Consider the following 12,321-nt stretch of genomic DNA (forward strand, 5'->3'; position numbering starts at 1 on the left):
CTTTTGGAGGAGTGGACCGCGACAGCGCCTTGCATAATGGGCTCAGTCACGGGACAAGTGGGGTAATCTGTGCGGATACAACCGCACTTTGGACAGACAGGCGGCAGGCAGATGGAAGCAGAAGTTCTCGGCGCGGCCAGCGAGGTCGATTTTTCGCTGATTGCACTTTTCATGCGGGCGACGATCACGGTCAAGATCGTGATGATCATGTTGGTGATTGCGTCGATCTGGTCATGGGCGATCATTTTCGACCGGTTCCGTGTCTACCGGGCCGCAAAAGCCAAGGATGCTGAGTTCGAAAGCACATTCTGGTCTGGCCGTATGCTCGATGAGATCCACTCTGATGTTGGCGAAAAGCCGGATGCGCCGACGGGCCGGATCTTTGCGGCTGGTATGTCGGAGTGGAACAAGGGCGCCAGCCAACCGGGTCTGATTGCCGGCGCACAGCAGCGCATTGATCGTTCCATGAACGTTGTCATCGCGCGAGAGGCAGAAAAGCTTGGCAACGGGCTCGGATCGCTTGCCTCAATCGGTGCGGTTTCGCCGTTTATCGGATTGTTTGGCACGGTCTGGGGCATCAAGCACGCGTTTGAAGAGATTGCCTTGCAGGGATCCACCGATCTTGCCGTGGTTGCGCCCGGAATTGCGGAAGCGCTTCTGGCGACGGCGCTGGGCCTTTTGGCCGCAATCCCTGCGGTGGTTTTCTATAACAAACTCAGCGCGGACAGCGATCGCATTTCGGGTGCGCATGAGAATTTCGCCGATGAATTCTCGATGATCCTGTCGCGTCAGCTTGAAAAGCGGGCTGACTGATGGGTGCGCAAATGGCAAAGCGGGGCGGCGGCGGTGGACGGCGGCGCAGGCGCGGCCAGGCTGCGGCCATGTCGGAGATCAACGTCACGCCCTTTGTCGATGTGATGCTGGTGCTTCTAATCATCTTCATGGTGGCGGCACCGCTCTTGTCCAGCGGTGTTCCCGTGCAGTTGCCGGAAACAGCGGCAGGGGCACTGCCGCAGGATGAGGAGCGTCCGCTGACGCTGACCATGACGGCGGAGGGAGAGGTACTTGTTCAGGACACTGCCATCGACCGCAACAGCCTGATCCCGCGAATGCGGGCCATCGCGGCGGAGCGCACGTCGAATGCCGTCTTCCTGCGCGCGGATGGCACCATCCCTTACGAGCAGGTCGCGCAGATCATGGGCGCGCTCAACAGCGCCGGATTTACGCAGATCAATCTGGTGACCAGCGGTGACGGTCCGACCCTGGATAGCGCAGGGGGCGAGTGATCCGTGCGCGGTCCCATCCTCCTCTCCGCTGGTGCGCATGTTGCGTTGCTGGTCGTAACGCTGGCTGAAATCAGCTGGCAGGAGGATTTGCCCCTCGAACCTGTTGTGGTCACCGAGGTGTCGATCATGACGGAAGACGAGTTTTCGGCCGCGGTGTCACAGGCACCGGATATGGTCGGGACCGAGCTGGCCATGTTGGGCGCAGCGCCTGACTCCGAAATTTTTGATGCAGAGCAGCCCGATTTCGAGATGGAAGTCACCATCAACGATGTTGACGGCCCCGATGATCCGAGTGCCGCGGATGCTGAAGCGGACCTTTCCGCAGTTCTGGTGCAGAACCGGGTGAGCGCGGGAACCTCGACGGCTGATCTGGCGCCGACATTGCCGCAGAGTTTCGATACCGCGCTTGTCGTGCCGACGGCGAGACCTGATCGGGCGAGGCCGACACAGGCAGCGCGCCCTGGGGGCATGCGCCCGCCAGCCCCCCAACGACCGAGCCTGCGCATTGATACCACGCCCGCAGCCCCGCCGCCTGAAGAGGCCGAGACTGCGGATGAACAGCAGGAAGAGGTTGTGCTGAGCGAAAACGGCACGACGGATGAGACGCCGCAAGAGGCGACCGCGCCCGAGGAAGCAGCCACCGAGATCGTTCCTGAGATCGCGGAAGATCTGCCCGAGGATCTGCCGCTGGACCCGCTGCCTGAGGACAGCACAGAGGTCGCGGAAGTCACCGAGGAGGACGCGGCCCCGCTGGTCGCAGCGCCACCTCGGGCCCGCCCGCAGCCCGAAGAGCCGCAGGTCGCAGAAGTTGAAGAACCGGCCGAGCCCGAAGCCCCTGTCGCGGAGGAGCCGGAAGAGACACCTGCCGAAGAAGCACCGACGGCCACCGACGAAGACGACGAGCCGGCGCAGCCGGTGGAAGAAGCACCGTCTCTGGGTCCACCGCTTCTGGCCGGAGAGATCGGCAGCATGACGTCAGCAATCGAGGACCGTTGGAATTTGGCGAGCCTGTCGGGTCTGCCCGGCTTCGATCAGACGGTCGTCACGGTTGCCTTTGAGCTCGATCCGAACGGGCAGGTGGTTGGTGATGTCGTCAAGATCTCTGGCACAGGGCCAGAGGCGACGCAGGAACAGACTTTTCAGGCGGCGCGACGCGCGATCCTGATTGCCAGCAGGGGCAACGAATTTGAGCTTCCGCAAGAGAAGTACGAGCAATGGCGGCGCGTCGAGCTAACATTCGATGCATCGCAGGGAGCATCACCGTCCAGCGGTTGGAGCTTCTGACAGCACCCGGCATAAGATCGGGGCCGTCTCATACAAAATTGGGGTAATGAGGTGAGCACTATGTCGATCAGAAACCTATTTGGCGCGCTTTGCGCGCTCTTGGTCCTCGCGCTGCCCGGTGGGCTGTTCGCGCAGACCGGAGAGCCGTTGCGCGCGACAATTGGACGGGGCGTATTTGAACCGATCCCAATGGCAATTCCGCAGTTTACGGCGCGGGATGCGGCGGCGGAGCAGTTTTCGGGTCAGGTGGCAGAGGTCATCACCGCAAACCTGACGGGAACCGGGTTGTTTCGAGCGATCTCACCCGACGCGTTCATCACGCCGCGTCCGAATTTTGATGTGACGCCGACCTTTACGGACTGGACCGTGATCAATGCGCAGGGCCTTGTGACCGGGGCGACGTCCATCGGTGCGGATGGGCGTTTGACGGTCGCGGTCCAGCTTTGGGACACGTTCAACAACACACAGATCGGTGATGGTGTGACCTTCACCACGGATCAGGCCAACTGGCGGCGTGCGGCGCATAAGGCGTCGGATGTGATCTACACTCGGCTCACCGGTGAGAGCGCCTATTTCGACAGTGAGATCGTTTTTGTTGCTGAGACGGGCCCAAAGAATGCGCGTGTGAAGCGGATCGCCATCATGGATCAGGATGGCGCAAATGTGCGCTATCTGACGGATGGCAGCGATCTGGTTCTGGCGCCCCGATTTGCACCGAACGGTACCGCGATTCTTTACACCAGCTATCGCACCGGGTTCCCGCAAGTCTATCTTCAGGATCTGGTCACTGGCGCGCGCCAGACGCTGGGCAACACCGAGGGCATGAGTTTCGCGCCAAGGTTTTCCCCGGATGGTCGTCGCGTGGTGCTGAGCCAGACGAGTGGCGCAAATACCGATATCTTTACGATTGATCTTGCCACAGGTGCGCGGACCCGTTTGACCCGCAGCCCTGCGATCGATACTGCGCCCAGCTTTTCCCCGGATGGATCGCAAATTGTGTTTGAGAGTGACCGGGGCGGAAGCCAGCAATTATACGTGATGCCTGCCAACGGCGGCACGGCCCGTCGCATCAGCTTTGGCAACGGAACTTACGGCACCCCGGTATGGAGCCCGCGCGGCGACCGCATCGCCTTCACGGCGAGCATCTCTGGCCGTTTCCATGTTGGCGTCATGAATACGGACGGATCGCGAGAGCAGTTGCTGACAGCCTCCTTCCTCGACGAAGGCCCGACATGGTCGCCGAACGGTCGGGTTCTGATGTTCTTCCGTGAGACGCCGGGGCCGTTGGGCGCCGCCGCGCTTGTGTCAGTCGATGTTACCGGCCAGAATTTGCGGTATGTACCAACCCCGGCGGGTGGGTCTGACCCCAACTGGTCACCGCTGCGCGCGAATTGAGGCCGCGCGTGGATGAGAAGGCCGATGCGATCCGGTGAGCGGGACGCATTGTATGAAGAGCAGAAAATGAATGACGAAGTCATCGCAACTCTTGCACAGGATTAAGATCATGAAGGTTTTCAACTTTGTAACCGCGGCAGCTCTGGCAGTGTCCCTCGCGGCCTGTTCCTCGGTCGACGGCACAGGTGCCGGAACGGCTGGTGGTGCGGGTATTGGCGCGGGCGGCGCAGGTGGTGTGAACACCAGCGTCGATCAGGGCAGCATTGCCTATTTCACAACGACCGTTGGCGACCGCGTTTTCTTTGCCACTGACAGCAGCTCTCTCGATTCCAGCGCTCAGGCGACGCTGGCCCTGCAGGCTGATTGGTTGGCGACCTATCCCGACCGTACACTGGTTATTCAAGGTCATGCGGATGAGCGTGGCACCCGCGAATATAACCTCGCACTTGGCGCACGCCGGGCACAGGCGGCCTTCGACTTCCTGGTCGCCCAAGGCGTCAATCCGTCTCGCATGTCGACCGTGTCCTTTGGCAAGGAGCGTCCGGAGGAGCTGTGCTCAGATGCAAGCTGCTGGGCCGCAAACCGCCGCGCGGTCACCGTGGTCGCCGGTGGGCTGACAGGCTAGGCGCTCTCATTTAAGAGTGAACACACGGATGGGGCGTTTGAGCCCCGTCCTTTCTGCTGTCGGAGAGCCCTATGACCCGTCTTCTGTCCCTGCTCATGCTCAGCGCGGTGCTGTTGCTGCCTGCGAGCCTTTCTGCACAAGACACAGCGACGGATCCTTTGGCAGAACTGCTTGATCCCAGCGCGACACCCGACCCCAGCCTTGAGGACCTTAGGCTTTCTTTGCAGGAGCTGGACCAGCTGCTGACGGAGCTGCGCCAACAGCTGGTCACGACGGGGCAGGTGGATCCCGGCGTGCCGTTCGATGCCACGACGCTGGAACGGTTGAATGCGATGGAAACCCGTATCCGCGTTCTGACCGGGGAAGTGGAGCGACTGCAATTCGACGTGCAGCGCATGGCCGAAGATGGCGGACGCCGGATTGCGGATATCGAGTTTCGCCTTGGAGAGCTTGAGGGCAGCGGCGCCACCGCGCCTGCTCCCGCTTCGCCACTGGGCGGTGGCGTATCAAATGAAAATGCCGCGAGCAGAGGGGGCGCATCCGGCCCCGTCGTTGCCGTAACCGAACAGGCCGCATTTGATCGCGCTGTCGCGCTGGCTGAGGCGGGCGATCTTCCTGCAGCTCAGGATACGTTTTCGAGCTTCCTTGAAAGTTTCCCGGGTGGCCCGCTGGCCCCTGATGCGCGCTATGGCCTTGGACGGGTACTGGCGTCGCAGGGGAATTATCGCGAGGCGGCCTTGAATTTCCTCAACGCCTATTCCGCCGCTCCGAATGGCGAAAATGCGCCGCTCGCGCTGTCGAGCCTTGCTGACGCGCTTGGGCGTATCGGGCAGGTGACAGAGGCTTGCCTCACCTACGAAGAGGCGCTGGCCCGCTTTTCCTCTGAGGGTGAGACATATTCCACGAACATATTGAACGCGCAGCAATCGCTGGGCTGTAACTGAGCCTATGCTGGATCAGTCCGTTCTGGCCCAGTGCGGGCCGGGGCCGCTGGGCGTTGCAGTCTCGGGAGGCGGCGACAGCACGGCGCTGCTTTGGTTGTTGCACCAAGCCGGATATCAGCTCACCGCTGCGACGGTGGACCATGGCCTAAGGGCGGAGTCGGCGGATGAGGCGGACGCGGTAGCGCGTCTTTGCAAGTCCATGGGAATTCCCCATGAAACGCTGAGGTGGACGGGGGTTGAGGGCGGCAATCTTCAACAGGCAGCCCGCGAAGGGCGGCAGAAGCTGCTTGCCGAATGGATCAGGAGGCACGGCGGACGAAGCGTTGCTCTGGGCCATACTATAGACGACGTGGCCGAGACGTTACTCATGCGACTTGCGCGCGGCAGCGGCCCGGACGGGTTGGCGGCAATGGAGCCGGTGCGGAATGCGCAGGGCATCACGTGGCTGAGGCCGCTTCTTCAGGTTCGTAGGGCCGAGTTGCGTGATCTGCTGCGCGATCAGCAGATCAACTGGGCCGATGACCCAAGCAATTCTGACGTGCGCTTTGAGCGTGCGCGCATCCGACACGCGATGACGAATTTAAGGTTGGAGCCGGAGCGCCTTGCGCAAGCAGCCACATCGCTGCGGGACGTGCGGCACGCTGCTATTGCCACGACAGACGCGCTTATCGCGGAATGCGTCACGTTCACGGCTCTTGGTGAGGCAGTGATTGCTCCCAAAGTCTACGCGGACGCACCGGCTGACCTTCGATATCGTCTTCTGCGCGTTTTGACCTATTGGATGAATGGTCAGCGTCACGCGCCGCGCCACGATTTGATCGCGCAAATGGACAATTGCCTGCGGGAGGGGGGCGAGATGGCCGGTGCAGGACTGCTGATCCGGCAGAGCAAATCTTCCGTTCATTTGCGACGGGAGCCGCGTGCGGTCGCAAGCTGGACCGCGGATCATTGTTGGGATCATCGGTGGAGGATCACGAAAACCCGCTCTGACGATCAAGTGATGCCTCTCGCGACGCATGATCGCGAATCGTGGCCAAGGATGGGCGCGCCTCACCCTGCCGAGTTGGCAAGAACGGTGCCGACGCTGGTGCAGACGGGCCTCGCACCTGTGATTCCAGGTGGTGCGGCGATGTCGCACGGCATGATCCGCCTGATTCCCTTCACCATGAGTGCCCGGTCGCGTTGAACCCAGTCGGGCTGCACCCTATGTTGAAGCTAACTGTGATAGCCTGTTTCCGGCGCGTCACACCGCGCTGATGGGAGAATGACTTTGGGCAATAGTAAGAATCTGCTCTTTTGGATGGCCCTGTTCGGGCTGATTATCCTGCTGTTCCAACTTTTTGACAGTGGCTCGAACACCACGCGCGCGAACCAGATGGAGTATTCCCAGTTCGTGAGTGCCGTGGAAGATGGCCGCGTGCGTGATGTTGTGCTGGATGGGGAGCGGGTCGAGGTGACGACGACCGACGGCGTTACCCGCCAGACGGTGCGTCCGGTCGAAGACCGTGAACTTTTCACCTTGTTGCGTGAAAACGACGTCGCCATTCAGGCAGAGCCGCAGCAGCAGTCCGGCTTCCTCGCGGTGCTGGCGCCATTCCTGCCAATCCTGCTTCTGATCGGTGTGTGGATTTTCTTCATGAACCGTATGCAGGGTGGTGGCAAAGGCGGAGCGATGGGCTTTGGCAAATCCAAGGCGAAGCTGCTGACCGAGAAATCCGGTCGCGTGACGTTTGATGATGTTGCCGGCATTGATGAGGCCAAGGATGAGTTGGAGGAGATCGTGGAGTTCCTGCGCGATCCTCAGAAATTCTCCCGTCTCGGTGGCAAGATCCCTAAGGGCGCTCTGCTCGTCGGCCCTCCGGGCACTGGTAAGACCTTGCTTGCGCGGGCTATTGCTGGCGAAGCGGGTGTTCCATTCTTCACCATCTCTGGCTCTGACTTCGTCGAGATGTTTGTGGGTGTCGGTGCGAGCCGTGTGCGCGACATGTTTGAACAGGCGAAGAAGAATGCGCCCTGCATCGTGTTTATCGACGAGATCGACGCGGTTGGTCGGCACCGCGGCGCTGGCTATGGTGGCGGGAATGATGAGCGCGAGCAGACCCTCAACCAGCTTCTTGTCGAGATGGATGGTTTTGAAGCGAATGAAGGTGTGATCCTGATCGCAGCCACCAACCGCCCGGACGTCCTCGACCCCGCTCTGCTGCGCCCCGGTCGCTTCGACCGTCAGGTGCAGGTGCCGAACCCCGACATCAAGGGGCGCCAGCGCATCTTGGAAGTCCATGCACGTAAGGTGCCGCTCGGCCCTGACGTCGATCTTCGCGTCATCGCGCGTGGCACGCCGGGCTTCTCGGGCGCGGATCTTGCCAACCTGGTTAACGAGTCTGCTCTGATGGCGGCACGTACGGGCAAGCGCTTTGTCACGATGGAAGATTTCGAGAGTGCTAAGGACAAGGTCATGATGGGGGCCGAGCGCCGCTCCATGGTCATGTCCGATGATGAGAAGAAGCTGACAGCCTATCACGAGGCGGGTCACGCCGTTGTCGGCCTGAATGTTCCGCAACACGATCCGATCCACAAGGCGACGATCATTCCGCGTGGGCGCGCATTGGGCTTGGTTTTGTCCTTGCCAGAGCGTGACCAGCTTTCAGTCACTCAGACCAAATACAAGTCCAAGATGGCAATGGCCATGGGCGGTAAGGTTGCTGAGGAATTGATCTTCGGACCGGAAAACGTCACCTCTGGCGCGTCGTCCGACATTCAACAGATCACGCGCATTGCGCGGGCGATGGTCACGCAGTTTGGCATGTCCAAAGAGCTGGGTAACATCAACTACTCGAACGAGCAGGAAAGCTATCTTGGGCCGCAGGGGAACGGCACTTCGGCTTCCCCCGAAATGCAGGCCAAGATTGACGAGGAAGTTCGTATGTTGGTCGATGAGGCCTATAATGAGGCCAAGCGCATTCTGACAGAGAAAGCGCAAGATCTCGAAAATCTTGCGCAGGGTCTGCTCGAATATGAGACCCTCACAGGCAACGAGATCACGAAGGTGATTGCCGGTGAGCCTCTCAACCGAGGTGTTGATGATGACGAGGATGAGGGTGGCAAGCCGTCGGTCGTGAAGATCCCGAAACTCGGCAAGCGGTCCGATGGCGGAGCTGGTGACGCTGAGCCGCAGCCAACGTGATCGCGTGACCTACACAGATCCGAACAGCAATTGGGACGCCGGGACCTATGACAGGTTCCGGCGTCTTCGTTTGCGTCCTGCACTTGATCTCTTGGCGCAGGTTCCGGCGCTACCGGATGGAGACGTGATCGACCTCGGATGTGGAAGTGGAGCAGTCGCCGCTGATCTCCACGGCCGCTTTGCATCAGATGATCGGTGCTTAATCGGTGTCGATCGTTCGCTTGAGATGCTTGAGAAGGCGCGGGCACTCAACCTCTATGACCGTATTGATGAGGCCGATATTGCCTACTGGGCTCCGCACGCACCAGTAGCGCTCATCTTTTCGAATGCGGCCCTGCACTGGCTGCCGGATCATGAAACGCTGTTCCCGCGCTTGGCCTCGATGCTCAGCGATGGCGGGGTGATGGCCGTGCAGATGCCACGCCAGTTTGATGCGCCTTCCCATGTCCTGATACGAACCATTGCGGAGGAGCTGTTCGCACTCAGACCGAGTTCAATCGGAACGCCGCCCGTCTCGGAGCCCGCGGTGCTGTTCGATATCTGCGCCCCACTCGGCCAGGTGACGATCTGGGAGACAGAATATTGTCAGCAGCTGCCCGCAGACCCGGACGGTGCGCATCCTGTGCGCACATTTACACGCTCGACGGCGGCGAGGCCCGTGCATAGTGCGCTTGACCCCGATCAAACGGCCCGCTTCTTTACGGCCTATGATGCCGCATTGGAGGATGCCTACCCGCGTCGCGCAGACGGTTCGGTGCTGTTTCCCTTTCGGCGGCAATTCCTGATTTTGAAGAAAGACTGAACATGCCCATCCTGACCGCAACAGAGATCACCGGCACCGTCACGTGGCTGGGGCGCGTTGCTGACCGTAAGGTCTCGCTTGCCTCCGAAGCGGTCGAAGCCGTTGACGTTGGTTTTGCCGGGATCGAGGGCGAATATCATTCAGGCCTGATCCGGGAAAGCTGCTCGCGCGTGAAGACGCAATATCCAGTTGGCACGCCAATTCGTAATACGCGACAGATCTCGATCCTATCGGTTGAAGAGATGGCTGCCACAGCTCAAGCCATGGGACTGGAGCACATCGCACCGGAATGGGTGGGCGCCAGCATGATCCTTGAAGGCATCCCTGATTTCACGCAGATTCCACCATCCTCGCGACTGTTGTTTGCCAACGGGGCCAGCATCGTTGTGGATATGGAAAACGCCCCCTGTCAGTGGCCCGCGCGGGAGATCGAAGGGCATCACCCAGGACATGGCGCGCGTTACAAGGCGGCAGCCAAGGGGCGTCGTGGGATAACCGGATGGGTCGAGGCCGAGGGGCGCATTCGATTGGGAGAGGCCGTGCGCCTGCATGTTCCGCCCCAGAGGCTCTATCCACACCTCTGATCGTGAGTCCAGAACCCCGCGTCCGCGATGATGCGCACCGTTTCCCATTGGCGTCGCGGGGTGTGCGCTCCTGTCGCACGTGTTGTCATTTCCGTCGCAAAGGTACGTCCAACATCCTTGCGCCGCTGTTCTTGTACGGAGGACAAAAACATCAGCACACCGCCTGAAGGACATCACCATGGCTTACAAGACCGATATCGAAATCGCCCGCGAAGCGAAGAAGCGCCCGATTCAGGAAATCGGTGAGAAGCTTGGCATCGCCTGGGAGCACCTTTTGCCCTTCGGCCATGACAAGGCGAAAATCTCTGAGGAGTTCATCGCCTCGGTCAAGGATCGTCCCGATGGAAAGCTGATCCTCGTCACCGCGATCAACCCGACCCCGGCGGGTGAGGGGAAGACGACCACGACCGTTGGTCTGGGCGACGGGCTGAACGCTATCGGAAAAAAAGCGGCGATCTGTATTCGCGAAGCCTCCCTCGGCCCATGCTTTGGCATGAAGGGTGGCGCGGCGGGCGGCGGCTATGCGCAAGTCGTCCCGATGGAGGAGATGAACCTTCACTTCACGGGCGATTTCCACGCGATCACCTCGGCACACAACCTGCTGTCCGCGATGATCGACAACCATATCTATTGGGGGAATGAGCTGGAGATTGATGAGCGTCGCGTGACCTGGCGCCGCGTGCTCGACATGAACGACCGAGCGCTGCGCGACACCGTGACCTCGCTTGGCGGCGTTGCCAATGGCTTCCCGCGCCAGACTGGTTTCGACATCACGGTGGCGTCCGAGGTTATGGCGATCCTCTGCCTTGCGACTGATTTGGACGATCTGCAAAGGCGCCTGGGCGACATCATCGTGGCCTATCGCCGTGACCGCTCCCCAATCTACGCGCGCGACATCAAGGCCGATGGCGCGATGACGGTTCTGCTGCAACAGGCGATGCAGCCGAACCTCGTGCAGACGCTGGAAAACAACCCGGCCTTCGTACATGGCGGCCCGTTCGCGAACATCGCGCATGGCTGTAACTCGGTCGTTGCGACCACCACGGCGCTCAAGCTTGCGGACTATGTGGTGACGGAAGCGGGCTTTGGCGCGGACCTTGGCGCCGAAAAGTTCATGAACATCAAGTGCCGTAAGGCTGGCATCGCGCCTTCCGCTGTGGTCGTCGTCGCAACGGTACGCGCGATGAAGATGAACGGTGGCGTTGCGAAGGCTGATCTGGGCGCCGAGAATGTCTCGGCGGTCGAAGCGGGCTGCCCAAACCTTGGTCGTCACATCGAGAACGTGAAGTCCTTCGGCGTGCCGGTGGTGGTCGCGATCAACCACTTCGTCACCGACACAGACGCCGAGGTACAGGCGGTGAAGGATTATGTCGCCACGCAAGGCTCCGAGGCGATCCTGTGCAAGCACTGGGCCGATGGCTCTGCCGGTGTGAAAGAGCTTGCGACCCGTGTGGCAGAGATTGCGGATGCGGATATGGCGAACTTCGCGCCCCTCTACGCGGATGAAATGCCGCTCTTTGAAAAGATCGAAACCATCGCGAAGCGCATCTACCGCGCCGACGAGGTAATCGCGGATAAGAAAATCCGCAATCAGCTCAAGGATTGGGAGGCTGCAGGCTACGGCAACCTTCCGGTTTGCATGGCGAAGACGCAGTACAGCTTCTCTACCGATCCGAACCTTCGCGGTGCGCCGACAGGCCACTCCGTGCCAATCCGTGAAGTTCGCCTGAGCGCGGGCGCAGGTTTCATCGTCGCAATCTGCGGTGAGATCATGACAATGCCCGGCCTGCCGCGCGTTCCGTCGGCCGAGCAGATCATGCTCAATGACGCGGGTGAGATCGAAGGCCTGTTCTAAGGACTGGCTGTTGACGGCAGGGGCACAAGGGGTCACGACCATGGCAACACGAAAGGACCGCCATGACCGACCCTGCCACCTGCCGCAACATGACCGAACTGCGCGCCGGGATCGACGCATTGGACATCGAATTGATGAAGCTGCTCGCCCGGCGCGTCAGCTTCATCGACCGAGCCATCGAGTTGAAACCGGCAGAGGGTATCAAGGCGCGGGCCGAGGATCGTGTGCTGGCCGTGCTTGCCAACGCACGGCGCAACGCGACACAGCAGGGGTTCGATCCGGATTTGGCCGAGTCCCTGTGGCGCGAGATGATCGAGTGGTCCATCGCGCGCGAAGAGGTCGTTCTGGGAAAATAGGAGCAG

Annotated in this window: 12 protein-coding genes; all 12 read left to right on the forward strand. The window is 60.8% G+C overall.

The annotated features are described in order from the left end of the window. The first annotated feature begins 111 nt into the window (after window positions 1-111). The 12 genes from tolQ (at window position 112) to POI8812_RS04395 (ending at window position 12,315) form a co-directional block, all read left to right on the forward strand. Window positions 112-813, forward strand: coding sequence for a protein TolQ (gene tolQ, locus POI8812_RS04340; protein ID WP_108781267.1), 702 nt, complete (start codon window positions 112-114; stop codon window positions 811-813). Beyond that, the gene (locus POI8812_RS04345) at window positions 813-1,286 is read left to right on the forward strand and encodes an ExbD/TolR family protein (RefSeq protein ID WP_108781268.1); all 474 of its coding nucleotides are present in this window, start codon (window positions 813-815) and stop codon (window positions 1,284-1,286) included. The genes tolQ and POI8812_RS04345 overlap by 1 nt, the downstream gene beginning before the upstream one ends. 3 nt (window positions 1,287-1,289) lie before the next feature. Then, a complete protein-coding gene (gene tolA, locus POI8812_RS04350) occupies window positions 1,290-2,570 on the forward strand; it encodes a cell envelope integrity protein TolA (RefSeq protein ID WP_108781269.1) in 1,281 nt (426 codons plus the stop codon). 60 nt (window positions 2,571-2,630) lie between these two features. Continuing rightward, window positions 2,631-3,965, forward strand: a complete 1,335-nt coding sequence (tolB, locus tag POI8812_RS04355) for a Tol-Pal system beta propeller repeat protein TolB (RefSeq protein ID WP_108781270.1) — start codon at window positions 2,631-2,633, stop codon at window positions 3,963-3,965. Window positions 3,966-4,074: 109 nt separating this feature from the next. Further along, the gene (gene pal, locus POI8812_RS04360; protein WP_108781271.1) at window positions 4,075-4,590 is read left to right on the forward strand and encodes a peptidoglycan-associated lipoprotein Pal; all 516 of its coding nucleotides are present in this window, start codon (window positions 4,075-4,077) and stop codon (window positions 4,588-4,590) included. Window positions 4,591-4,661: 71 nt separating this feature from the next. Continuing rightward, window positions 4,662-5,534 (forward strand): tetratricopeptide repeat protein, encoded by an 873-nt coding sequence (locus tag POI8812_RS04365; RefSeq protein ID WP_108781272.1) that lies wholly within the window; start codon window positions 4,662-4,664, stop codon window positions 5,532-5,534. Between the two features lie 4 nt (window positions 5,535-5,538). Next, complete coding sequence (tilS, locus tag POI8812_RS04370) at window positions 5,539-6,720, forward strand: tRNA lysidine(34) synthetase TilS (RefSeq protein ID WP_108781273.1); 1,182 nt, start codon at window positions 5,539-5,541, stop codon at window positions 6,718-6,720. A gap of 84 nt (window positions 6,721-6,804) precedes the next feature. Then, window positions 6,805-8,718, forward strand: a complete 1,914-nt coding sequence (gene ftsH, locus POI8812_RS04375; protein WP_108781274.1) for an ATP-dependent zinc metalloprotease FtsH — start codon at window positions 6,805-6,807, stop codon at window positions 8,716-8,718. Continuing rightward, window positions 8,681-9,520 (forward strand): methyltransferase domain-containing protein, encoded by an 840-nt coding sequence (locus POI8812_RS04380; protein ID WP_108781275.1) that lies wholly within the window; start codon window positions 8,681-8,683, stop codon window positions 9,518-9,520. Before ftsH ends, POI8812_RS04380 begins: the two co-directional genes overlap by 38 nt. A 2-nt stretch (window positions 9,521-9,522) precedes the next feature. Continuing rightward, window positions 9,523-10,104 (forward strand): MOSC domain-containing protein, encoded by a 582-nt coding sequence (locus tag POI8812_RS04385; RefSeq protein ID WP_108781276.1) that lies wholly within the window; start codon window positions 9,523-9,525, stop codon window positions 10,102-10,104. Window positions 10,105-10,282: 178 nt separating this feature from the next. After that, entirely contained in the window at window positions 10,283-11,959 is a 1,677-nt protein-coding gene (locus POI8812_RS04390) for a formate--tetrahydrofolate ligase (RefSeq protein WP_108781277.1), read from the forward strand. A gap of 62 nt (window positions 11,960-12,021) precedes the next feature. Beyond that, window positions 12,022-12,315: a chorismate mutase gene (locus tag POI8812_RS04395; protein WP_108781278.1), complete on the forward strand. Its 294-nt coding sequence runs from the start codon at window positions 12,022-12,024 to the stop codon at window positions 12,313-12,315. Window positions 12,316-12,321 lie beyond the last annotated feature (6 nt).

Source organism: Pontivivens insulae (genome assembly GCF_900302495.1).
GTDB classification, from domain to species: domain Bacteria; phylum Pseudomonadota; class Alphaproteobacteria; order Rhodobacterales; family Rhodobacteraceae; genus Pontivivens; species Pontivivens insulae.